Below are 23,361 nucleotides of genomic sequence, written 5' to 3' on the forward strand. Positions count from 1 at the left end.
TCACATGAAACGCACCATGAGTTGGATTGCCGCAGCGGGCTTTCTGCTCGCTGCCGGGAACCTGAAGGCCGTCGAGGTCGAAGTTCCCGGATTGTTAACGGACCATACCGTCTCTTCTGTCGGACACAATTTTTATCGTGCCTTCAGTGATAAATGGGACAGTACGTATCCTGGAAATATAACAATCAACGAGCGGCCCAGTGCACGATGGGGAAGTTGGATAACAATAACGGCTAATCAGTTCGTTATTTATCAAACATTTTTATTTCCCACCAAAATAGACTTCGATAAAAACGTAGCCTTGGCGCTGGCGCAATCAGAAGACGCTATTAATCGCATGCAAATAGACAAAGCGCTATTAAGCACAAGAGATTTAGCAAAAGACGAGTTCTAGCGAACCTATATCCGGAGGCTGTCATGCGTATTGCATATGCAGTTGTTTCGATAATGCTCATCACCCCATTAAGCTGGGCCGGGAATATGACATTCCAGTTCCGTAATCCCAACTTTGGTGGTAACCCGAATAATGGGGCGTTCATGTTGAATGAAGCCCAGGCGCAAAATTCTTATAAAGATCCCAGCTTCAAGGATTTTAGCGTGGATACGCCATCTGCACTGGACAACTTCACCCAGGCGATCCAGTCGCAAATTCTGGGCGGTTTGCTGACTAATATCAACACCGGCAAACCCGGCCGCATGGTGACCAATGACTTCATTGTCGATATCGCCAACAGGGACGGGCAGCTCCAGTTGAACGTTACCGATCGTAAAACCGGAAAAACCTCAACCATTCAGGTTTCCGGTTTACAAAATAACTCGACTGACTTTTGAACAACCCCAAAATAAGGACAACGATCATGCAGCGATTCCTGATACTTGTTGCAGTGTGCTTATTGAGCGGTTGTTTAACTGCTCCACCTAAAGAAGCTGCAAAACCGACATTAATGCCTCGGGCTCAAAGTTATCGTGATTTAACCCATTTGCCTGCCCCGACAGGTAAAATATTTGTCTCCGTCTACAACATTCAGGATGAAACCGGGCAATTTAAACCTTACCCGGCAAGTAACTTCTCTACGGCCGTACCGCAAAGCGCCACCGCCATGCTGGTGACCGCGCTGAAAGATTCGCGCTGGTTTATTCCACTGGAACGTCAGGGGCTGCAAAACCTGTTAAATGAACGAAAAATTATTCGTGCGGCGCAGGAGAATGGTACCGTTGCAGATAATAACCGCATGCCGCTGCAATCTCTGGCTGCGGCGAACGTTATGATTGAAGGGTCGATTATCGGTTACGAAAGTAACGTGAAATCTGGCGGTGCTGGCGCACGTTATTTTGGTATCGGTGCAGATACGCAATATCAGCTCGACCAAATTGCCGTTAACCTGCGTGTCGTTAACGTCAGTACCGGGGAAGTGCTCTCTTCGGTAACCACCAGCAAAACCATACTCTCTTATGAAGTGCAGGCCGGGGTGTTCCGCTTCATTGACTATCAGCGTCTGCTGGAGGGTGAAATCGGTTATACCTCTAACGAGCCGGTGATGATGTGCCTGATGTCAGCCATTGAAACCGGAGTTATCTTCCTGATAAATGATGGTATCGACCGCGGGTTGTGGGATCTGCAAAACAAAGCAGACGTGCAAAACCCGGTACTGGTGAAATACCGCGATATGTCAGTTCCTCCGGAATCCTGACAGGACGCGCATAAAAAAGGCGAGATAGTTATCTCGCCTTTTTTTATTCACTCACCGCTGGCACGTTTTGCGCTTTTTCTCGTCGTGCCGCTAGCCACAGACCACTGTTCTTCATGGCATAGCCAAACAGCAACCCCAGCGCCAGCGAGGGGACCACCAGCTTCCAGTCACCCTGCCCCGCAAAGGTGGCACACGCCCCCATAAACGTGCCGGGTACAAACGACAGCAACAGATGCTTTGCCTGAACGCACATCAAAAACGCGACCACGCCCGTCATGATATAGCCGAGGATCTCCAGATGCGGAGCGAGCGCACTGCCCTTCATGATAACCAGCGCCCAGATAACGCCGCTCATCAGCGTGCAGCCAGAGATAAAAAGCCCTTTGATCCCACCCTGCGGGCAGGCGAAGTAGGCCGTGCAGCCGAGAAATCCAGCCCAGCTGAGCAGTCCGAGAGAGACGGCCACCCATCCCCAAAGTCCGGAGAGGATACCTGTTGTGAGTGCGATACAAAGTAATATGTTCATGGCGCGCATCTTAGCAGAAGCGCGCCATGGAAATGAGATCAGAAGCACATTATATGCAAGGTGATGCGTTGCGTTGCAGAGCTAATGTGATCATGATCACTCTTCATTCTCTTCTTCCAGCTCATCCCACATTGCAGCGATGGCGTCACGCGTCAGGGGAGCCAGCGTTCTCCAGAATGGCGAGGTGGCATGCGCTTCAACTTTCCCAAGGAATGTCCCGACCCACGGCAGCAGGTACATTTCGAACAAGGTTTCGATGGCTTCGTTCTCATCGTCACCGGCGTGGTCCTCAATCCAGGATGCGGCCAGCAGCAGCGTACCGATATGATCGGCAGGCGTGTCGGTCAGCGGCATGCCGCGCTCTGAAAGAAAAGCGCGCACTTCCGCTTCCGTTGCCCCTTCCTGCCAGGCAGAGCGGTAAGGTGAAACACGGCACTCTTCCCCCACAAACAGCGCGTTGTAATCTGTGGAGATTTGCTGCATGTCGCAGCTTTTCTGCAGGCGCTCCAGTAAATCATCCTGTTCCAGCGGCCAGTTCTGCGCCAGTTTCCCTTCACGAATTAATGTAAAGAGCGGGACCAGCAGCGGGTCTTGAGGCTGGCGGTAGTACAGCGTACCCAGCACGCGGCAAAGGATGGAAAACTCATTCATTTTTTTATTCCATTACACAATTAAAGATCGGCAAATTCGGCAATCGGTTCCATTCCGCGCGACTCAAGGAAATCGAGCATGCGACGAGGGGTCACGTTCAGGATTTGCGCTTCCGGGAAGTTAACATCATTCAGCACTTTCAGGCACTCGCTGAAATCACCCAGTGTGAACGCAGTATGGGAATCTGAACCCAGCGCCACCATGCCTCCTGCATCACGCACTGCGGCCGCCACTTCGCGGCAGTTCGCTTCACTGCCCTTACGCGAGTGCACGAAGGAGGAGTTGTTAATCTCCAGCGCCACGCGATGCTTCGCTGCCGCCTGCGCGACAGCCTGAATATCAATTGGGTACTTCGGGTTGCCGGGGTGGCTAATAATATGCACGTTGCCGCTGGCAATGGTGGCAATCATCGCTGCGGTATTGGTTTCTTTATCCTGAGGCGCAAAGACAGGTTCATGGAAACCGGCGAGAATAAGGTCAAGAGATGTCAGCATCGGGCCGGTGCAGTCGATCTCACCGTCGGTATTTTTAATGTTCGCCTCAATGCCACGCAGTATCCCAATACCGTCCACCAGGCGTGGCCAGATCCGCATATTCACAAAATGCCAGTAGTGCGGCGCATCCGCCATATCCGGGCCATGATCGGTGATCGCAAAAAGCCTGATGCCCTTGAGCTTCGCTTGTGCAATGTAATCATGGAGGTTGCTATACGCGTGGGTGCTGGCGACGGTGTGCATATGCAGGTCAACGGGATACATCTCTCTCTCCTCTGCGGTTTTTCCAAAGGATAGCAGTTATCTGCTGCGATTATTAGCAAAAACCCGGCTAACGCCGGGTTTCACTCAGTAGCCGCGCGTTCTGTCGACCTGCCCGGTCACCGCGTTGCCCTGCTCTATCTCACTGATGGTGTGCGTAATATAGGCCACCGCCTCTGCCGGACGCGTCACGGCGGCGACGTGTGGGGTCATCGCCACGCGTGGATGTGCCCACAGCGGGCTCTCTGCCGGCAACGGCTCGCGGCTGTACACATCCAGCATCGCGCCTTTCACCTTGCCACCCTCAAGGGCTTTTAGGAGATCGGCTTCCACCAGATGAACCCCGCGCGCCAGATTCATCACGTAACTCTGATCCACCAGCTGATTCAGAAGCGCGCTATTAATAATGCCGACCGTTTCCGCCGTATTCGGCAGCAGATTGATCAGTACGCGCGTCCCCTTCAGAAACGCCGGGAGTTCATCTGTTCCGGCAAAACTCTCAACGCCAGGATAGTTCTTGCGGCTGCGGCTCCAGCAGCGCAGCGGGAAGCCCCACGGTGCCAGCGCTTCGGCCACTTTTGAGCCGAGCACGCCCGCCCCGAGAATACCGATGGTAAACTCTTCACGTTGATATTCCGGCAGCGGTTCCCAACGCGATTGCAGTTTTAAGGCCTGATAATCGTCAAAACGCCGGAACCAGTGCAGCACCTGACTCACGGCATATTCCTGCATTTGCTGGCCCATGCCGGTATCTTCCAGGCGGAACAGGGGGATTTCCTCCGGCAGCATTTCAGGGTGCGCTTTCAGTTTGCTCAGAATGGAATCCACACCGGCACCGAGGGCAAAAACGGCCTTCAGCTTGCGCCCCTGGAGCATCTCGACCGGGGGATGCCAGACCAGCGCGTAGTCTGCATGTTCGTTATCACCGCGCTTCCATTCACGCACGCGCGCCCCCGGTAACGCTGCCGAAAGTGCCTTAATCCAGTAAGCCGTATCAAAAGTGGGGTGATAGAAGATAATATCCATACTCATTCCTGCCTTTTTTGCGCTGTTTTATTTTCATTTTCAACTGGATTGCCAGCATAACAAATTTATCGCCGGACCGCGTTGCCGATAAAAAAGGCGCTTTCAGCACATTTAAGAATCATGTTGTTTGAAGTTTGTCTAAATGCGCTAATTTACTGAAAAAGTGTGTTGACGGCTGTTCGGCTTTTCCTTACATTAGCGCCCGTCCCGACAACAACGGGATGACAATATGGTGAGGTGTCCGAGTGGCTGAAGGAGCACGCCTGGAAAGTGTGTATACGGCAACGTATCGGGGGTTCGAATCCCCCCCTCACCGCCATATTCAAGACAAGAGCTCGTACGAAAGTACGGGCTTTTTTCTTTTATAGTCTCCGAAAAGGGGGATGAGAACCTTGAGCCCCCTGCGCTCTTTATGTCGGGTGGCGCTGCGCTTACCCGACCTACAAAAAACTACTCTTCAACCATCCGTGCGTACTCTTCTGTAAGAAAATCCACCAGCGCCCTGACGGACGGCAGTAATCCGCGTCTTGATGGATAAACCGCATGAATCACTTCTCTTTTTGGCTCCCACGCCTCCAGCACCCGAATCAGCTCTCCTGATGCCAGCTGATCTTTCACCATCAATATCGGCAGTTGCACCACACCGATGCCCGCCATGGCCGCTTCACGCAGCGCCAGCATGTCGGTGGTAATCAGGCGCGGGGAAAAATGGATTTCTGCTTTCGCGCCTTCCGGGCCGCATAATTGCCATTTATGGATATGCTTACCCTCGCCCATACTCAACCCGGGCCAGGCGCTGAGTTCTGACGGCATCGACGGTTTTCCCAGGCGTTCAATCAAGGCCGGGCCCGCGACCAGGCAATGTCCCCGGTCGGCAAGCACCCGTAATACCAGATCGCTGTCATCAAACGGACGGGGACGCACGCGGATCGCCACATCCACACCTTCCCCCACCAGATCGACCCGCCGGTTCGTTGCTTCCAGCTGAAGGTTGATCCCGGGATAGCGCACCATAAACCGCGCCAGCATCGGGCCGACATGCACATGCAACAACGTGACAGGACAGGTGAGCCTGACGATACCGCGCGGTTCCGCCTGCAGCGCGGCCACGGCTTCTTCCGCCGCTTCCGCTTCAACCATCATGGCTTTGCAGTGTTGATAGAACGTCTGCCCGACCTCCGTTACCGTAAATTGTCGCGTTGTACGTTGAATTAACCGCACGCCGAGCCGCTCTTCAAGCTGCGCAATACGGCGGCTCAGCCTGGACTTAGGCAGATCGAGTGCCCGCCCTGCTGCTGCAAAACCACCGTAGTCGACCACTTTCACAAACCACACAAAGTCATTGAGATCCTGCATAAATCCTCATCGTTCTATTTCCAGAACAGTGAATGCCATTTTCACTCTCTACCGGAACATTAACTCTGAATATAAGCTAATTACATCAACAGAACACCAGGAGTTCATCATGAAAAACGTAACAGGCGTCTATACCGCCCCCCGTCAACACTGGGTTGGCAATGGTTTCCCGGTGCGTTCGATGTTTTCTTATCAGACACACGGCGAGTCGCTGAGCCCGTTCTTACTGCTGGACTACGCAGGCCCACATACCTTCCCGGCGGACGGCACAAAACGCGGGGTGGGCGAGCATCCGCATCGTGGTTTTGAAACGGTCACCATTGTCTATTCCGGCGAAGTGGAGCATCGCGACTCCACCGGCAGAGGCGGCGTCATTGGTCCGGGCGACGTGCAGTGGATGACAGCCGGTGCAGGCATTCTGCATGAAGAGTTCCACTCCAGCGCGTTCGCGCACAAAGGCGGAGAACTCAAGATGATGCAGCTTTGGGTCAACCTGCCGGCGAAAGACAAAATGGCCACGCCGGGCTATCAGAGCATTACCAAAGCCGATATCCCGGTGGTGACGCTGCCCGACAACAGCGGCTCGCTGCGGGTTATCGCTGGTCACTACGGCGATGTTACCGGCCCGGCGCATACCTTCTCGCCGCTGAACGTGTGGGACATTGCCCTCAACCAGGGCAGCCACGTCACGCTGAGTCAGCCAGAGGGCTGGAGCACGGCGCTGGTGGTGCTGGAAGGCCATGTCACGGTGAACGGTACGGCTCACGCGGGAGAAGCACAGCTGGTGGTCATGAGTCAGGAAGGTGACAGGTTACACCTGGAAGCCAGCAGCGATGCCAAAGTACTGCTGATGGCCGGTGCGCCGCTGAATGAACCGATTGTGGGCTACGGCCCGTTCGTAATGAACAGTAAAACCGAAATCAATGAAGCCATTCGTGATTTCAACTCCGGCCGTTTCGGCCAGATCTAACCGTAATAAAGGAGATGAACATGTCTACACCTGCCAACTTTAATGGAGCACGTCCGGTCATTGATGTGAACGATGCGGTGATGTTGCTTATCGACCACCAGAGTGGCCTGTTCCAGACCGTCGGCGATATGCCGATGCCAGAGCTGCGTGCCCGTGCGGCGGCTCTGGCGAAAATCGCGACGCTTGCGAACATCCCGGTGATCACCACCGCTTCCGTCCCGCAGGGCCCGAACGGTCCGCTCATCCCGGAAATTCATGCCAACGCGCCGCATGCACAGTATGTGGCACGTAAAGGGGAGATCAACGCCTGGGATAACCCGGAATTTGTGGCCGCGGTTAAAGCCACCGGACGTAAGACGTTGATTATCGCCGGTACCATCACCAGCGTCTGCATGGCGTTTCCGTCGATTAGCGCAGTAGCTGATGGCTATAAAGTCTTTGCGGTGATTGATGCGTCCGGTACTTACAGCAAAATGGCGCAGGAGATCACCCTGGCCCGTGTGGTGCAGGCGGGCGTGGTGCCAATGGATACGGCGGCTGTTGCCTCTGAGATCCAGCGGACATGGAACCGTGAAGATGCGGCCGAGTGGGCAGAAGTCTACACGCACATTTTCCCGGCGTACCAGCTGCTGATCGAGAGCTACGGTAAGGCGCAGGAAGTGGTGAAAAACAGCGAAGCGCTCGATTCACAGCGTTAAGTGCCCGTGCTGTGACCAAAGCTGATTAAGGCTTAACCGAACACGCACTAAAGCTGAAAATCTGCTTGACCGTTTTAGCGCAACTCCCTATAGTAGCGCCCCGTTGCCCCCCAAGCGGTCAGGCAGCAAAACAATATGGTGAGGTGTCCGAGTGGCTGAAGGAGCACGCCTGGAAAGTGTGTATACGGCAACGTATCGGGGGTTCGAATCCCCCCCTCACCGCCATATTCAAGACAAGAGCTCGTACGAAAGTACGGGCTTTTTTCTTTTATAGTCGCCTTATCCCGCCGACAAGCCTCGTAGGCCCGTGCAAGCGTAGCGCCGCCGGGCGAAACCCACAAAGCGCACATTGCCAGCTGTCTGAGCCCGTATAGCAATACGGGCTACCACGATTAATTGTTCAGTTTCCCTGCGTTCTGCTCTCTCACGACAGAAGTCGTCTGTTCTGGATTTGCAGCAGGTTCATCTTTACGCTCTTCCAGCCAATAATCCGCGTTTTTAATCCCCAGTCGAATCGGGTCAAAGTGCGGATCCACCCCCTGCGCATTCTGAATTTCATAATCCTTAAGGCTGGCAAACGCTTTTTTATGTAAAAGCACAATGGCAATAATGTTAAGCCATGCCATCAGCCCTACCCCAATATCCCCCAGCCCCCATGCCAGATCCGCCGTACGAACTGTGCCATATACCGTTGAAGCCATCAGGCATAATTTGAGCACGAATGTCAGCCATGGACGGTGAATTTTACGGTTGATGAAGGCGATATTGGTTTCAGCAATATAGTAGTAAGCAATAATGGTCGTGAAGGCAAAGAAGAACAGCGCAACAGCAACAAAGTAATTACCAAAGCCTGGCATCATACTTTCCATTGCCGTCTGCACATAGCCAGGCCCTGCTGCCACGCCGGAAATACCGGTATAGAGTGCAGCACCGTCAATGCCCTGCACGTTATACAGACCGGTGATCAACAGCATAAACCCGGTCGCCGAGCAGACAAACAGCGTGTCGATATAGACCGAGAAAGCCTGAACCAGCCCCTGCTTCACCGGATGGCTCACTGCCGCCGCAGATGACGCATGCGGCCCGGTACCTTGCGCCGCCTCGTTGGAATAGACTCCGCGCTTAACGCCCCACATGATAGCCTGACCAAGAATGGCACCAAAACCTGCTTCCAGACCAAAAGCGCTTTTCCAGATCAACAGAATCACACCAGGAAGCTCGGTAATATTAATGGCGATAATAACGCAAGCCACAATAATATAGCCGAGCGCCATAAACGGAACGACCATACTGCTAAAACTGGCGATCCTTTTCACACCACCGAAAATAATAAAACTTAACAGTACGGCAAGTAATGCTGCCGTGACATTTGGATCAAGCCCAAATGCAATATCCAGGCTGGCACCAATCGAGTTTGCTTGTACCCCTGGAAGTAATAAACCGCAGGAGAAAATGGTGACGACGGCAAATAACCATGCATACCATTTAACGCCTAACCCTTTTTCAATATAAAAGGCAGGACCGCCACGATATTCACCGTTGATTTTTTCTTTATAAACCTGGCCCAACGTAGATTCCACAAACGCAGAGCTGGCCCCCAAAAACGCCACAATCCACATCCAGAAAAGTGCGCCCGGTCCACCGAAGGTAATAGCGGTGGCGACGCCAGCAATGTTCCCGGTCCCTACACGCCCTGCCAGCGTCATCGTCAGTGCCTGGAACGACGATACGCCAGCATCGGTAGGACGCCCCTGGAACATCAAGGTAATCATATGTTTTATATGACGTAACTGCAAAAAACGACTACGTAATGAGAAATAGAGGCCGACACCCAGACATAAAAATATTAACGCCGGGCTCCAGATAACACCGTTAATTGCACCAACCAGTTCGTTCATGTATGACCCTCAACGTGATGTTCCAGGGAAACGGTTCCCCATGGGATTTTCTTGTTAGAATGTTGTTTGAATCAGTACGAAACATAGAGAATTAGACACAATACACCAACTTAATTTTCACATCTTAGTAACATTATGTGACAACATTCACGTTTAAATTTGAGCGAACAATTAGCGCGATCATGATATTCATGGGTACTTTGTGGATATTATAAATACACATCACATTTCGCTGAGCGTGATAAAAAACCAGCGTCAAAAATGAATAACCGACATGATGAATTCCGCAAGACAGGCAATCTTTTAAAAGACAACCAGACGCGAGTCGTGAGAAGAAATAAAAGAAGCTTCCCGGCATTACGCCGGGAAGGGATGACAGGTGAGCGGTAAAACGGCGATGTTTTACCGTCAGTCGGAATAGACTTCCAGCGTGCGCTGGCACAGCGCCGACCGCACACAATCTTCTTTGGTAAAGCGTACTACCCCAATCATGTCGTCTTCCTCAAAACGTGACATGGCGTCGCTCAAGCCGGATTTCACGCCGGATGGCAGGTCGCACTGGGTAATATCGCCATTGACGATAACCGTCACGTTCTCCCCGAGGCGCGTTAAGAACATCTTCATTTGCGCAGCGGTCACGTTCTGAGCCTCGTCAAGAATGACGACCGCATTTTCAAATGTACGTCCGCGCATATAGGCGAACGGCGCGATTTCCACCTTGCCAATCTCTGGTCGCAGGCAGTACTGCATAAAGGATGCACCCAGTCGCTTCACCAGCACGTCATAAACGGGCCTGAAGTAAGGGGCAAACTTCTCCGATATGTCACCGGGTAAGAAGCCGAGATCTTCATCAGCTTGCAGTACCGGACGGGTAACAATAATTCTCTCCACGTCCTTATGGATCAGGGCCTCCGCTGCTTTGGCTGCACTGATCCAGGTTTTCCCGCATCCGGCTTCACCGGTTGCAAAGATGAGCTGTTTACTCTCGATAGCATTCAGGTAGTGCGCCTGAGCCTCATTGCGCGCCACAATTGGGGAATTATCACGGCTGTCCCGCGCCATGCCAATTGCTTCTACGCCACTCATCTGCACAAGCGAGGTGACCGATTCTTCTTCACGCTGTTTATGACTACGTGAATCCCGTCTCAGCACACGTTTTGCTTCGCGACGAGCTTTGATCACTGCTTTTTGTCTTCCCATGGATAGCACCTTGAGTTGTTGGTATTCATCACACGCGCCAGTTTCGGCACGATTATGCGCACGAACATCAGAGGGTTGGCTTCCTTGTAAGCCATTGCTTGCCTTGCCGGATGACGATACAGAATAGCTACGCGCACCATTCTGCACGTCGGTAGAATCTGGTTTCTGAATAGAAGGGGAGAATTTAGTGGTGAGGAAATCGCTGCCGGAGTCTGAGCCTCCGCGCCGGGTACTGCGGTTGTTGTGTTTACCTTGTCCAGTACAGGACGATACCATTCGCGATCTCCATAGTGATTCAGCATCACTGCCGGGAACTACCGCTGTCTTATCTTAAGTACATCAGGGATTATCATAAATGCAACATTTATTTTACCTGAATGCAACTTTTAAGACTGCTCCTGCAGTTGAAAACAGTCTCATACAGGAATATTACAGAAATATAACAGAGGGATAGTCATATGAAAAAATAATGTCCCCGCGAACTATCGCAGGGACAATTATCAGGCTTCTATCAGCCCTTGCGCGAGCCAGGCGTTCGAATTGCGCACGCCGGGCAGCGCGAAGAAATAGCCGCCGCCGATAGGTTTAACGTACTCTTCCAGCGCTTCGCCGTTTAACCGCTTCTGCACGGTGAGGAAACCCTTCTCCAGATCGTGCTGATAGCAGACAAACAGCAGCCCCATATCCAGCTGACCGGAATTGGTCACCCCCAGCGAGTAGCTATAGCCCCGGCGCATCATCAGGCTTGACTGCGTCTCTTTAGTGCGCGGATTCGCCAGCCGGATATGGCTGTCCAGCGCAATGGTATCCCCATTAGGATCGCTGGCGTAATCCGGCACATCATGCTCGTGCTTCATGCCAAGCGGCGCCCCGCTCTGCTTGTCACGGCCAAAGATCGTCTGCTGCTCTTTAAGCGGCGTGCGATCCCAGAATTCCACATGGAACTGAATCACCCGCACCGCCTGATAGCTCCCGCCGACGGCCCAGGCAGGCTCACCCTGATCGGCTGTGACCCAGACGACCTCTTTCATTAGCGCGCCGTTGCTGCTGTCCGGGTTGGCGGTGCCATCCTTAAAGCCCAGCAGGTTCACCGGCGTCTCTTTGCCTTTGCTGCGGGCAGCATGGTCAGAGATAAACCCTTCCCGCTTCCAGCGCACGCTCAACAGATCAGGCGTGTGTTTGATGATATCCCGCAGAGCGTGGATCACCGTGTCCTGCGTGTTAGCGCAAATCTGCAGGAGCAGATCGCCGTGGCAGAGAGCAGCATCCAGAGAATCATTCGGGAAACGCGTCATTTTTTGCAGCGCTTTCGGCTTCTGTTTTGCCAGCCCGTAACGTTCATCAAACAGCGATTCGCCCAGCGACACCGTAATGGTCAGATTATCCGGGGCGATGAACGACCCTAAGATCCCCGAGTCCATTGGCGGCAGACGTGGGTTTGGCGTTTCTGGCGCCGGTCCCCCTGCAGTCAGAAACGCGATGCGGGTGGTGAGCAGGCGAAACAGGCGCTCCAGGTCAGCTTTATCACTTGCCAGCGAATCAAAGGCCACCAGCATCATGGAGGCCTGCTGTGGTGTCAGAATGCCCGCCTGATGTTCGCCATAGAAAGGCTGCGTCTCCATACGGGCATCCGGTGACAGCGTACCGGGCGCACTTTGCGGTTTTGCCGCATGCGCCACCGGACACCCTCCGGCCAGGGCAAATGCGCCCCCCAGCGCCCCTACCCCTTTCAACAACCGACGACGTGACGGTTCTGCCACGTCGTATTCGTCATGCTTGTTCATCGTGCTTAGTCCAGACCCAGTACGCCACGCAGCAGGGAGAGATCTTCCGCCAGGGTGGTAATCGGGCCTTTCAGCGCGTTACGGTCGGCGTCGGTCAGTTTGTCGTAGGTTTCAAACCCGTCTTTGGTGCGGTACTTCGCCAGAATTGTGTCGACTTTCTTAAAGTTGGCATCCACTTTTGCCAGCAGCTCGCTGTTCTCTTTCTGCAGCTGTGGGCGCAGCAGGTTAACAATTTTCTGCGCGCCATCGACGTTCGCCTGGAAATCCCACAGATCAGTGTGGCTGTAGCGATCTTCTTCACCGCTGATTTTGCTGGCGGCCACTTCTTCAATCAGTCCGGCCGCACCGCCCACCACTTTAGATGGCGGGAAGGCCAGCTCGCTGATGCGCTTTTGCAGCTCCAGCACGTCGCTGTTGAGCTGATCGGCATACTTCTCCATCCCTTTGGTAGAGTTATCGCCAAACAGGGCTTTCTCCAGACGGTGGAAGCCGGTGAATTTTGGATCGGCCGCTTTCTGCCCGTAATCGTCTTCACGGGCATCAATGCTGCCATCAAGATCGGAGAACAGCTCCGCAATCGGCTCAATGCGCTCGTAGTGCTGACGGGTGGGCGCATACAGGGATTTCGCTTTGTCGATATCGCCCGCTTTCACCGCATCCGTAAAGGCTTTGGTTCCCGCTGCCAGGTCTGCCGTCTCTTTGATGACATACGCTTTATAAGCGGTGATGGCATCGCCCAGGCTCAGCAGGGCCGTGCCTTTCGCGGCATCCGCTGTGGCATTCCCCTTAACGATGAGCTTACCTTTCGGGTTGGTCAGCAGACCGCAGGTCATGTCATATTCACCCGGCTGCAGGTTAGCCGTCATTTTCTGGCTAAAGCCCGGCGCGATATTTTCGCGCTCTTCCACGACCATCACGCCTTTGAGAATTTCCCACTCCAGCGCTTTCTGGCTGTGGTTCTGAATAATAAATTGTGTCTTACCGCTGTTGACCGTAATGGTCATCGGCTCACACTGCTTATCATTCACCGTCACCTTGACCTGTGGAATATCAGCAGCCTGAGCGGCGAAGGCAGAAGCAACAAGCGCTGCCACACCAACCTGTAACGCACTACGACGAAATTGAATTGCCATGACCCTTCCCTTTTAAAAGTATGTTGTAACTACAGTAAGCACATCAGGGCGCAGTACGCGACGGCTGAGCGCTGGGGCGCGATGGCATAAAGAAGAGCGCCAGCGCCGGAATAAGATAGATAAAGTACATCGCCACTTCACTGACGCTTGGCGTTTCCTGATAGCCGAAGATCCCTTCGAGCAGCGTGCCGGTCAGTGAATGGGTAGAAAGAACATTGCTAAGATCGAACGCCACATCCTGGAAGTGGTTCCACAGACCCGCCTCATGGAAAGCGCGGATCGCCCCTGCCGCCAGCCCTGCGGCCACCAGCAAAATGAACAGGCTGGTCCATTTAAAGAAGGCCCCCAGGTTCAGGCGAATGCCACCCCAGTAGAGCAGGAAACCCAGCACCACGGCCGTTGCCAGCCCCAGCATCGCCCCCAGTGGTGGCCAGATCCCCACATCCTGCTGAAAGGCAGCCAGCAGGAAGAAAACGGATTCCAGACCTTCACGCGCCACGGCGAAAAAAACCATCATGATCAGCGCCCAGCCGTGATGATTTCCCTTCTGCAGGGCATTATCTACCGCCTGCTCCAGCTGCACCTTCACGTTACGCGAGACTTTACGCATCCAGAACACCATCCAGGTGAGGATCACCACCGCTATCACGGCAACGATACCTTCGAACAGCTCCTGCTCTTTCTGCGGGAATTCACCGGTGGTTTCATTGATCAGAATGCCCAGGCCCAGACAGAGCGCAGCGGCGAGGAAAACCCCTATCCACATCACCCCAATCCAGCGTCCGCGCTGGGTTCGCTTCAGATAACTGGCGATGAGGCTAACAATGAGGGCCGCTTCCAGGCCTTCGCGTAACATAATGAGAAATGGAACAAACATGCCGACACCTTAAATGTTTATCGCGGTCAACTGATGCAAAGAAAGGTAAATTCTTGTGATAGTGATTATCATTACGGCGATAAGAAAAACAAGCGAAATGTGTGGTTTTTGATGACGAGTTGTAAACGCATCGCGGGGTAATAGTTGCGCTCGTGACGTTCCGGTTTATAAGGTATAACGAAAATGCCCATTTACGGTTAATCAGCGCTGTGGCTAAATATCCGCCTCGCAAACTAACCGAAAATAAACCATGTTTAAGATTGTCCATTTCCTGCTGGCGCTGGTGATTATTCTTGCGCTTGCCTGGCTGGTAAGTTTTGACCGCCGAAAAATTCGCATTCGCTTTGTTTTACAGCTGATCGTTATTGAAATTGCGCTGGCATTCTTTTTCCTGCACGCCGAAAGCGGGTTATTCCTGATTAAATACGTCTCCGGTTTCTTTGAATCACTGCTGAAATTTGCCGGCGAAGGGACCAATTTCGTCTTTGGCGGAATGGGTGAAAAAGGGCTGGCGTTCATTTTCCTCGGCGTGCTTTGCCCGATTATTTTTATCTCCGCACTCATTGGTATTCTTCAGCACTGGCGCATTCTGCCGATTTTTATTCGGCTGATTGGCACGCTGCTGTCAAAACTGAACGGCATGGGCAAGCTGGAATCCTTTAACGCGGTGAGTTCGCTGATCCTCGGACAGTCTGAAAACTTTATTGCCTACAAGGGCGTACTGGGCGATCTCTCGTCACGTCGTCTCTTCACCATGGCGGCCACGGCCATGTCGACCGTCTCCCTGTCGATTGTCGGTGCCTATATGACCATGCTCGACGCTAAATTTGTGGTGGCGGCGCTCATTCTGAACATGTTCAGCACCTTTATTATTCTCTCCGTCATCAACCCGGTTCGCCCGGAAGCGGAGCCGGATATTAAGCTCGAAAAACTGCATGAATCCCAGAGCTTCTTCGAAATGCTGGGCGAGTATATTCTGGCCGGTTTTAAAGTGGCGATGATTATTCTGGCGATGCTGATTGGCTTTATTGCGCTTATTAGCGCCATTAACGCCCTCTTCTCCAGCGTATTTGGCATGAGCTTCCAGCAGATCCTGGGCTATGTGTTTTATCCGCTGGCGTGGCTGGTGGGTATTCCGCTGAGCGATGCCTTAAATGCCGGCAGTATTATGGCAACTAAGCTGGTAGCGAATGAATTTGTGGCGATGATTGAGCTGCAAAAAATTGCGCATCAGATGTCACCGCGCGGGCTGGGGATTTTATCCGTGTTCCTGGTGTCGTTCGCCAACTTCGCCTCTATCGGTATTGTCGCAGGTGCAATCAAGGGCCTGAACGAGCAGCAGGGCAACGTGGTGTCGCGGTTTGGTCTGCGTCTGGTGTATGGCGCGACGCTGGTGAGTTTGCTGTCGGCGAGCTTTGCGGGCCTGGTGCTGTGATGTGATGCCGGGTGGCGCACAGCGATCCCGGCCTACGATACAACAACGGCGGGTTATCCCGCCGTTTTCATTAAAACTGCACACACACCGGCTGATCGACCCGCATCACCGACTCCTGCGCAAAGCGGGATTTATAGATCCCGCGTAACGCCTCAATGTTCTTCTCGCTCTGCGCATCTTTTCCGTGGATCAGCATCAACGCCTTGCTCGGCTCACGCGCCACTTTACCGTCGTTGCCCAGCCACTGTCCGCGCGCATCAAACACCGTTAAGCCGTCACGAAAACGCGGCGTCACGTCCCGGTCAACAAACTGCTGCCACTCGTCGGGGGTGATCTGCGCCCCGGCCGGACGATTTAAGCCGAAATAAAGCGTGGTCTGCTGCATCTGGTTATCCACTTTGCAGGTGTCAGTCGCCATATACTGCGACGGTGCCGTACAGCCAGCCAGCATCAGGAATGCCGCTGCCAGTAACCCTGTTTTGATTGTCATGCTTCGCTATCCTCATTGTTATAAGTGCAGCGATATCACCGTAAATTACGGATTTTGGCAAGAAAAAAGCCGGGTGGCGCTGACGCTCACCCGGCTTACAGTGTGCAGGAAGAAAAATTACTCAGCCTGGAGCTTCGTCGGCGGCGCAGTGTGGTAATGGGCATCCGCTTCCGCAAAGCGTTTCTGCATGGAGGCAGACGGCGCTTTACCCAGCAGGCTAAAGACCACAATACCGAGACTGCCGAAGATGAAGCCCGGGATAATTTCGTACAGGCCCAGCCACGCGAACTGTTTCCAGACGATAACCGTGACCGCACCAATAATCATCCCCGCCAGCGCGCCGTTACGGGTCATACGCGACCACATCACGGAGAACAGCACCACCGGACCAAACGCCGCACCAAAGCCCGCCCACGCGTAGCTCACCAGACCCAGCACGCGGTTTTCCGGGTTCGATGCCAGCGCAATGGCCACCAGCGCCACCACCAGCACCATGAAGCGCCCTACCCACACCAGCTCTTTCTGGCTTGCACCTTTACGCAGGAATGCCTTGTAGAGGTCTTCGGTGATCGCACTGGAGCAGACCAGCAGCTGGCAGCTCAGGGTGGACATCACCGCCGCCAGAATAGCGGAGAGCAGAATACCGGCAATCCATGGGTTAAACAGCACCTGCGCCAGCTCGATAAACACACGCTCGGCGTTCTGGTTTACCGCGCCCGCCTGCGCCGGGTTGTTGTTGAAGTATGCAATGCCAAAGAAGCCCACCGCGCACGCCCCTGCCAGGCAGAGGATCATCCACGTCATACTGATGCGACGCGCATGAACGATGGTGTGGTGAGAATCGGCCGCCATAAAGCGCGCCAGGATATGCGGCTGACCGAAATAGCCCAGACCCCAGCCCATCAGGGAGACGATGGCGACAAAGTTCAGCCCTTTCAGCATATCGACGTTTTCAATGCTCTTCTGCTTGATCACTTCCAGCGACTCGCCAAAACCACCTACGGTGAAGATCACAATCACCGGGGTCAGGATCAGGGCGAAAATCATCAGGCTCGCCTGCACGGTGTCGGTCCAGCTTACCGCCAGGAACCCACCCACGAAGGTGTAGAGGATGGTAGCCGCCGCACCGGCCCACAGGGCGGTTTCGTAGCTCATGCCGAAGGTGCTTTCGAACAGACGCGCACCGGCCACAATGCCGGAGGCACAATAAATAGTGAAGAACAGCAGGATCACCACCGCCGAGATAATGCGCAGGATGCGGCTGTTATCTTCGAAACGGCCGGTGAAATAATCCGGCAGCGTCAGGGCGTTGTTGTTCACTTCGGTATGCACGCGCAGACGGCCTGCTACCAGCTTCCAGTTAATCCACGCCCCGAGAGTCAGGCCAATGGCGATCCAGCTTTCAGAGATGCCGGAGATGAAAATCGCACCCGGCAGCCCCATCAGCAGCCAGCCACTCATGTCCGATGCCCCCGCAGAAAGCGCAGTCACCATTGGGCCTAAACTGCGGCCACCCAGAATGTAGTCGTCAAAGTTCTTTGTAGAACGCCATGCCAAAAACCCTATCAGGATCATGCCAAAAATATAAACGAGAAATGTCACCAGCATCGGTGTGCTCATTGCCATTCAAATTCTCCAAAAGTCGAGCGACAACCGTCCGGGTTGCCTTGTTATGTCATCACCGGAACGGGGTGATGGGTATCTGTGTTTCTGTTGGCCGCGCGTATCCTGCCGTAAGCAGTGCTCGCACACAAACGATTTAACACTGCATTTACATCAAATTCATCCCCGGTTTTATATGTCTTTCCTATAGGTTGCACTCGCTCACATTTATACGGGTTGCACCTTTTAAAAGTGTTAAGTACCGCATAAAAACAAGCTTCGTATGCAGAAGCCAGCGCTTTTTTCCAGCTAACCATCCGTTAACAATCCATTCATTTTTCAGCTTGCTAGCCGGGTCACATTTAACACGGTTGCACAAAGTTGCAACATGGTGGATATTTCAGGCTAACCACCGAACACGATCAAAGAACAACAGGAGTTTTGGCATGGGCATGACCACCATGGGGGTTAAGCTGGATGACGCAACCCGCGAACGGATTAAGACCGCAGCAACCCGCATTGACCGCACGCCGCACTGGCTAATCAAGCAGGCAATTTTTAACTATCTCGAACGGCTTGAGAGCGACGAAGGTCTGCCCGAGCTGCCCGCCCTGCTGGCAGGTGCCGCCAATGAGAGCGAAGACGCGCCGGTTGCTGGCGACGAGAATCATCAGCCGTTCCTGGAGTTCGCGGAGCAGATCCTGCCGCAGTCCGTCAGCCGCGCCGCCATTACCGGTGCGTACCGCCGTGCTGAAACGGACGCCGTGCCAATGCTGCTGGAGCAGGCTCGCCTGCCTGAAGCCGTCGCCGCGCAGGCGCACAGCCTGGCGTATCAGCTGGCCGACAAACTGCGTAACCAGAAAACCGCCAGCGGCCGTGCCGGTATGGTGCAGAGCCTGCTACAGGAGTTTTCCCTCTCCTCCCAGGAAGGCGTGGCGCTGATGTGTCTGGCAGAAGCACTGCTGCGTATTCCTGATAAAGCCACCCGCGATGCGCTGATCCGCGACAAAATCAGCAACGGCAACTGGCAGTCACACATTGGCCGCAGCCCGTCGCTGTTCGTTAACGCCGCCACCTGGGGTCTGCTGTTTACCGGCAAGCTGGTCTCGACCCACAACGAAGCGAACCTCTCCCGCTCCCTGAACCGTATTATCGGCAAGAGCGGCGAGCCGCTGATCCGCAAAGGCGTGGATATGGCGATGCGCCTGATGGGCGAGCAGTTTGTTACCGGTGAAACCATCGCCGAAGCGCTGGCCAACGCCCGCAAGCTGGAAGATAAAGGGTTCCGCTACTCTTACGACATGCTGGGTGAAGCGGCTCTGACCGCTGCCGACGCGCAGGCCTACATGGTCTCTTACCAGCAGGCGATCCACGCCATCGGTAAAGCGTCCAACGGTCGCGGTATTTATGAAGGTCCGGGCATCTCAATCAAGCTCTCCGCCCTGCACCCGCGCTACAGCCGCGCGCAGTACGACCGGGTGATGGAAGAGCTCTACCCGCGCCTGAAATCCCTGACCCTGCTGGCGCGCCAGTATGACATTGGCATCAACATCGACGCCGAAGAGGCAGACCGTCTGGAGATCTCGCTCGATCTGCTGGAAAAACTGTGCTTTGAGCCAGAACTGGCAGGCTGGAACGGAATTGGCTTTGTTATTCAGGCCTACCAGAAACGCTGCCCGTTCGTTATTGATTACCTGATTGATCTGGCCAGCCGCAGCCGTCGTCGCCTGATGATCCGACTGGTAAAAGGCGCTTACTGGGACAGCGAGATCAAACGCGCCCAGATGGAAGGTCTGGAAGGCTACCCGGTTTACACCCGCAAGGTTTACACCGACGTCTCTTACCTCGCCTGTGCGAAAAAGCTGCTCGGCGTACCAAACCTGATCTACCCGCAGTTCGCTACCCACAACGCTCATACCCTGGCGGCGATCTACACCCTGGCCGGGCAGAACTACTATCCGGGCCAGTACGAATTCCAGTGCCTGCACGGCATGGGTGAACCGCTGTACGAGCAGGTCACCGGTAAAGTGGCAGAGGGCAAGCTTAACCGTCCGTGCCGTATTTATGCTCCGGTGGGTACCCATGAAACCCTGCTGGCGTACCTGGTGCGTCGTCTGCTGGAGAACGGGGCGAACACCTCCTTCGTTAACCGCATTGCCGATACCACCCTGCCGCTGGACGAACTGGTTGCCGATCCGGTGCAGGCCGTTGAGAAAATGGCGGCTCAGGAAGGCCAGATTGGTCTGCCGCATCCGAAGATTGCCCTGCCGCGCGAGCTGTACGGCAAAGGCCGCATCAACTCGGCGGGTCTGGATCTCGCCAACGAACACCGTCTGGCATCTCTCTCCTCTGCCCTGCTCAACAGCGCGCTGCAGAAATGGCAGGCCAAACCGATGCTGGAACAGCCGGTCGCAGACGGCGAGATGCAGCCGGTCGCAGACGGCGAGATGCAGCCGGTGATCAACCCGGCAGAACCAAAAGATATTGTCGGCTACGTGCGTGAAGCCACGGAAGCGGAAGTGGAGCAGGCGCTGGAAAGCGCGGTAAACAACGCGCCAATCTGGTTCGCCACCCCGCCGCAAGAACGTGCCGCCATTCTGGAACGCGCCGCGGTGCTGATGGAAGATCAGATGCAGTCGCTCATTGGTATCCTGGTGCGCGAAGCGGGGAAAACCTTCAGCAACGCCATCGCCGAAGTTCGTGAAGCCGTCGACTTCCTGCACTACTATGCAGGCCAGGTACGCGATGATTTCGATAACGAAACGCACCGCCCGCTTGGTCCTGTGGTCTGTATCAGCCCGTGGAACTTCCCGCTGGCGATCTTCACCGGCCAGATTGCCGCCGCGCTTGCCGCAGGCAACAGCGTGCTGGCCAAACCGGCGGAGCAAACCCCGCTGATTGCCGCTCAGGGGATTAACATCCTGCTGGAAGCGGGCGTACCGGCGGGCGTGGTGCAGCTGCTGCCTGGGCGGGGTGAAACAGTGGGTGCGAAGCTCACCGCGGATAACCGCGTGCGCGGCGTGATGTTTACCGGCTCGACCGAAGTGGCCTCCCTGCTGCAGCGTAACATCGCCACCCGTCTGGATGCCCAGGGCCGCCCAACGCCGCTCATCGCGGAAACCGGCGGCATGAACGCCATGATTGTCGACTCCTCCGCGCTCACCGAGCAGGTAGTGGTAGACGTGCTGGCCTCCGCCTTTGACAGCGCGGGTCAGCGCTGCTCCGCCCTGCGCGTGCTGTGCCTGCAGGACGACGTGGCCGACCACACGCTGAAGATGCTGCGTGGTGCCATGGCCGAGTGCCGCATGGGCAACCCGGGCCGCCTCACCACCGATATCGGGCCGGTGATCGACGCGGAAGCCAAAGCGAATATTGAAAACCACATTCAGGCCATGCGTGCCAAAGGCCGTCCGGTGTTCCAGGCCGTGCGCGAGAACAGCGAAGATGCCCGCGAGTGGCAGACCGGCACCTTTGTGCCGCCTACGCTTATCGAGCTGGCAAGCTTCGACGAGCTGAAAAAAGAGGTCTTCGGCCCGGTCCTGCACGTGGTGCGTTACAACCGTAACAACCTGAATGCATTGATTGAGCAGATCAACGCCTCCGGCTATGGCCTGACGCTCGGCGTGCATACCCGTATCGACGAAACCATCGCCCAGGTCACCGGCAGCGCCAAAGTGGGCAACCTGTACGTCAACCGCAACATGGTTGGCGCGGTCGTGGGCGTGCAGCCGTTCGGCGGCGAGGGGCTCTCCGGCACCGGTCCTAAAGCGGGTGGCCCGCTCTATCTGTACCGTCTGCTGGCGAACCGTCCTGAGCGCGCGCTGGGCGTGACGCTGGCACGCCAGGACGCGGACTATCCGGTGGATGTCCAGTTGAAAACCGTGCTGACGCAGCCGCTGGAAGCACTCATCAGCTGGGCGGAAAAACGTCCTGAGCTGCGCGCTGTCGCACAGCAGTACGGCGAGCTGGCGCAGGCTGGCACGCAGCGTCTGCTGCCGGGTCCTACCGGCGAACGCAACACCTGGACGCTGATGCCGCGCGAACGCGTGCTGTGCGTGGCGGATAACGAACAGGATGCGCTGGTTCAGCTGGCCGCCGCGATGGCAACGGGCTGTGAAGTGCTGTGGCCGGAAGACGGTCTGCACCGCGATCTGGCGAAGCAACTGCCGAAAGCGGTTTCTGCCCGCATTCACTTTGCGAAGCCTGATGCCCTGCTTGCGCAGCCGTTTGACGCGGTTATCTACCACGGTGATTCCGATCAGCTGCGTGAACTGTGCGAGCAGGTTGCGGCCCGCAGCGGGGCGATTGTTTCGGTGCAGGGCTTCGCCCGCGGTGAAACCAACCTGCTGCTGGAGCGCCTGTACGTGGAGCGTTCGCTCAGCGTCAACACCGCGGCAGCGGGCGGTAACGCCAGCCTGATGACAATCGGGTAATCGTGTACACTCTCCCCGGTGACGCTACGCTAACCGGGGTTACAACTTCACCTTAGGCCGGATAAGCACAGCGCATCCGGCTTTTTTACACGGAGGGGATGATGAAAAGAGTATTTCTCGCAGGCGCCGCCCTGCTGCTGAGCGCCAGCGCGCTGGCCGACGAGTGCGACAACGCCACTACGCAGCTTGAACTGAACACCTGTAGCGCGCAGCAGTATCAGGCCGCTGATAAAAAGCTCAACCAGACTTATCAGTCCGCCATTAAGCGTGCGGCGGCCCCACAGCGTGACCTGCTGAAAAAGGCGCAGCAGGCGTGGATCGCCCTGCGCGATGCGGATTGCAATTTTATCGGTTCTGGTACCGAGGGAGGCAGCGTGCAGCCTATGATCATTAGTCAGTGCCTGACGGAGAAAACCGTGGAACGCGAGGCGTTTCTGGCCTCGCTGATGCAGTGTGAAGAGGGCAACTTAAGCTGTCCCCTCACCCCATAGGGGCGAGGGAGAAAAGACAGCACAGAACAGTCCCCTCTCCCACCGGGCTGAGGGTTCCCCAGAAAAATGAAAAGCACGATGAAGTGTGATCTACTGGTTGCGCTAACAAATCAGAAGAGACCTCATCGTGCCTTTACAGACAGTCTGCCAGAAATTTTTCTCCGCGTCTTTACCGGACGTTCACAGCTTCCGGATTAATGTCCTTGTTTCCATGGCCGTTGCCCTCACGCACGGTGCGGATCTGACCCTGACCAGCCTTGGTCGCACTCTTCCCGGCAGGGCGCACGTCAAAAATAAAATTAAACGTGTTGACCGTGCCCTGGGTAATACCGCCCTTCACCGGGA

The 23,361-nt window shown here is 55.1% G+C and carries 20 protein-coding genes, 2 tRNA genes and 1 pseudogene; 11 read left to right on the plus strand and 12 right to left on the minus strand.

All coding sequences use genetic code 11. From position 1 onward, the window contains the following. The first annotated feature begins 4 nt into the window (after positions 1-4). The 3 genes from csgE to csgG are packed head-to-tail and all read left to right on the plus strand — an operon-like array spanning position 5 to position 1,691. Complete coding sequence (gene csgE, locus APU11_RS19650; RefSeq protein ID WP_023620196.1) at positions 5-394, plus strand: curli production assembly/transport protein CsgE; 390 nt, start codon at positions 5-7, stop codon at positions 392-394. A 23-nt stretch (positions 395-417) separates the two neighbouring features. After that, the gene (csgF, locus tag APU11_RS19655; RefSeq protein WP_013097173.1) at positions 418-831 is read left to right on the plus strand and encodes a curli production assembly/transport protein CsgF; all 414 of its coding nucleotides are present in this window, start codon (positions 418-420) and stop codon (positions 829-831) included. A gap of 26 nt (positions 832-857) precedes the next feature. Continuing rightward, positions 858-1,691: a curli production assembly/transport protein CsgG gene (gene csgG, locus APU11_RS19660; RefSeq protein ID WP_028027948.1), complete on the plus strand. Its 834-nt coding sequence runs from the start codon at positions 858-860 to the stop codon at positions 1,689-1,691. 43 nt (positions 1,692-1,734) lie between these two features. Here the strand turns inward: csgG and APU11_RS19665 are convergent, their stop codons facing one another. The 4 genes from APU11_RS19665 to ghrA all read right to left on the minus strand — a co-directional run bounded on the left by APU11_RS19665 (position 1,735) and on the right by ghrA (position 4,649). After that, positions 1,735-2,217, minus strand: a complete 483-nt coding sequence (locus tag APU11_RS19665; protein ID WP_072200468.1) for a DUF1097 domain-containing protein — start codon at positions 2,215-2,217, stop codon at positions 1,735-1,737. Between the two features lie 96 nt (positions 2,218-2,313). Next, positions 2,314-2,868 carry a molecular chaperone gene (locus APU11_RS19670; protein ID WP_013097176.1) on the minus strand — a complete coding sequence of 185 codons (555 nt, stop codon included), beginning with the start codon at positions 2,866-2,868 and terminating at the stop codon, positions 2,314-2,316. Between the two features lie 20 nt (positions 2,869-2,888). Continuing rightward, the gene (locus APU11_RS19675) at positions 2,889-3,626 is read right to left on the minus strand and encodes a phosphatase (protein ID WP_023622347.1); all 738 of its coding nucleotides are present in this window, start codon (positions 3,624-3,626) and stop codon (positions 2,889-2,891) included. Positions 3,627-3,710: 84 nt separating this feature from the next. Next, entirely contained in the window at positions 3,711-4,649 is a 939-nt protein-coding gene (ghrA, locus tag APU11_RS19680; protein ID WP_040019373.1) for a glyoxylate/hydroxypyruvate reductase GhrA, read from the minus strand. Between the two features lie 231 nt (positions 4,650-4,880). On the opposite strand from ghrA, the gene APU11_RS19685 reads away from it, so the two are divergent. Continuing rightward, positions 4,881-4,968 (plus strand) — tRNA-Ser (locus APU11_RS19685). Positions 4,969-5,099: 131 nt separating this feature from the next. Here the strand turns inward: APU11_RS19685 and APU11_RS19690 are convergent. Then, entirely contained in the window at positions 5,100-6,005 is a 906-nt protein-coding gene (locus APU11_RS19690) for a LysR family transcriptional regulator (protein WP_029881942.1), read from the minus strand. A 109-nt stretch (positions 6,006-6,114) separates the two neighbouring features. Here APU11_RS19690 and APU11_RS19695 point away from each other — a divergent pair, with 109 nt between their 5' ends. From APU11_RS19695 to APU11_RS19705, 3 genes are all read left to right on the plus strand, one after another. After that, positions 6,115-6,975 carry a pirin family protein gene (locus tag APU11_RS19695; protein WP_058651575.1) on the plus strand — a complete coding sequence of 287 codons (861 nt, stop codon included), beginning with the start codon at positions 6,115-6,117 and terminating at the stop codon, positions 6,973-6,975. Between the two features lie 20 nt (positions 6,976-6,995). Then, positions 6,996-7,673, plus strand: a complete 678-nt coding sequence (locus APU11_RS19700; RefSeq protein WP_020689641.1) for an isochorismatase family protein — start codon at positions 6,996-6,998, stop codon at positions 7,671-7,673. Between the two features lie 137 nt (positions 7,674-7,810). Next, positions 7,811-7,898: transfer RNA gene (locus APU11_RS19705), tRNA-Ser, on the plus strand. A gap of 167 nt (positions 7,899-8,065) precedes the next feature. Here APU11_RS19705 and APU11_RS19710 read toward each other — a convergent pair. The 5 genes from APU11_RS19710 to efeU all read right to left on the minus strand — a co-directional run bounded on the left by APU11_RS19710 (position 8,066) and on the right by efeU (position 14,565). Beyond that, positions 8,066-9,571: an alanine/glycine:cation symporter family protein gene (locus tag APU11_RS19710; protein WP_038419085.1), complete on the minus strand. Its 1,506-nt coding sequence runs from the start codon at positions 9,569-9,571 to the stop codon at positions 8,066-8,068. A 408-nt stretch (positions 9,572-9,979) separates the two neighbouring features. Then, positions 9,980-10,771, minus strand: coding sequence for a phosphate starvation-inducible protein PhoH (gene phoH, locus APU11_RS19715; protein ID WP_013097183.1), 792 nt, complete (start codon positions 10,769-10,771; stop codon positions 9,980-9,982). A 500-nt stretch (positions 10,772-11,271) separates the two neighbouring features. Next, positions 11,272-12,555, minus strand: coding sequence for an iron uptake transporter deferrochelatase/peroxidase subunit (gene efeB, locus APU11_RS19720; RefSeq protein ID WP_058651576.1), 1,284 nt, complete (start codon positions 12,553-12,555; stop codon positions 11,272-11,274). 5 nt (positions 12,556-12,560) lie between these two features. Then, positions 12,561-13,688: an iron uptake system protein EfeO gene (gene efeO / locus APU11_RS19725; RefSeq protein ID WP_058651577.1), complete on the minus strand. Its 1,128-nt coding sequence runs from the start codon at positions 13,686-13,688 to the stop codon at positions 12,561-12,563. Between the two features lie 43 nt (positions 13,689-13,731). Continuing rightward, complete coding sequence (gene efeU, locus APU11_RS19730) at positions 13,732-14,565, minus strand: iron uptake transporter permease EfeU (protein WP_013097186.1); 834 nt, start codon at positions 14,563-14,565, stop codon at positions 13,732-13,734. Between the two features lie 250 nt (positions 14,566-14,815). On the opposite strand from efeU, the gene APU11_RS19735 reads away from it, so the two are divergent. After that, positions 14,816-16,000, plus strand: a complete 1,185-nt coding sequence (locus APU11_RS19735) for a nucleoside transporter C-terminal domain-containing protein (protein WP_020689647.1) — start codon at positions 14,816-14,818, stop codon at positions 15,998-16,000. A gap of 70 nt (positions 16,001-16,070) precedes the next feature. Here the strand turns inward: APU11_RS19735 and APU11_RS19740 are convergent, their stop codons facing one another. Together APU11_RS19740 and putP are read right to left on the minus strand one after the other, a co-directional pair. Then, positions 16,071-16,490 (minus strand): DUF3574 domain-containing protein, encoded by a 420-nt coding sequence (locus APU11_RS19740; protein ID WP_058651578.1) that lies wholly within the window; start codon positions 16,488-16,490, stop codon positions 16,071-16,073. 117 nt (positions 16,491-16,607) lie between these two features. After that, the gene (putP, locus tag APU11_RS19745) at positions 16,608-18,116 is read right to left on the minus strand and encodes a sodium/proline symporter PutP (protein WP_029882760.1); all 1,509 of its coding nucleotides are present in this window, start codon (positions 18,114-18,116) and stop codon (positions 16,608-16,610) included. A 422-nt stretch (positions 18,117-18,538) separates the two neighbouring features. Here putP and putA point away from each other — a divergent pair, with 422 nt between their 5' ends. The 3 genes and pseudogenes from putA to APU11_RS29000 form a co-directional block, all read left to right on the plus strand. Next, positions 18,539-22,525, plus strand: coding sequence for a trifunctional transcriptional regulator/proline dehydrogenase/L-glutamate gamma-semialdehyde dehydrogenase (gene putA / locus APU11_RS19750; protein WP_058651579.1), 3,987 nt, complete (start codon positions 18,539-18,541; stop codon positions 22,523-22,525). Between the two features lie 101 nt (positions 22,526-22,626). Next, positions 22,627-23,016, plus strand: a complete 390-nt coding sequence (locus APU11_RS19755; protein WP_029882762.1) for a lysozyme inhibitor LprI family protein — start codon at positions 22,627-22,629, stop codon at positions 23,014-23,016. A 127-nt stretch (positions 23,017-23,143) separates the two neighbouring features. Further along, positions 23,144-23,361, plus strand: a pseudogene (locus tag APU11_RS29000) (IS4 family transposase); the annotation flags it as partial.

It is taken from the genome of Enterobacter sp. 50793107 (genome assembly GCF_001463365.1).
Taxonomy (GTDB): Bacteria; Pseudomonadota; Gammaproteobacteria; order Enterobacterales; family Enterobacteriaceae; genus Enterobacter; species Enterobacter cloacae.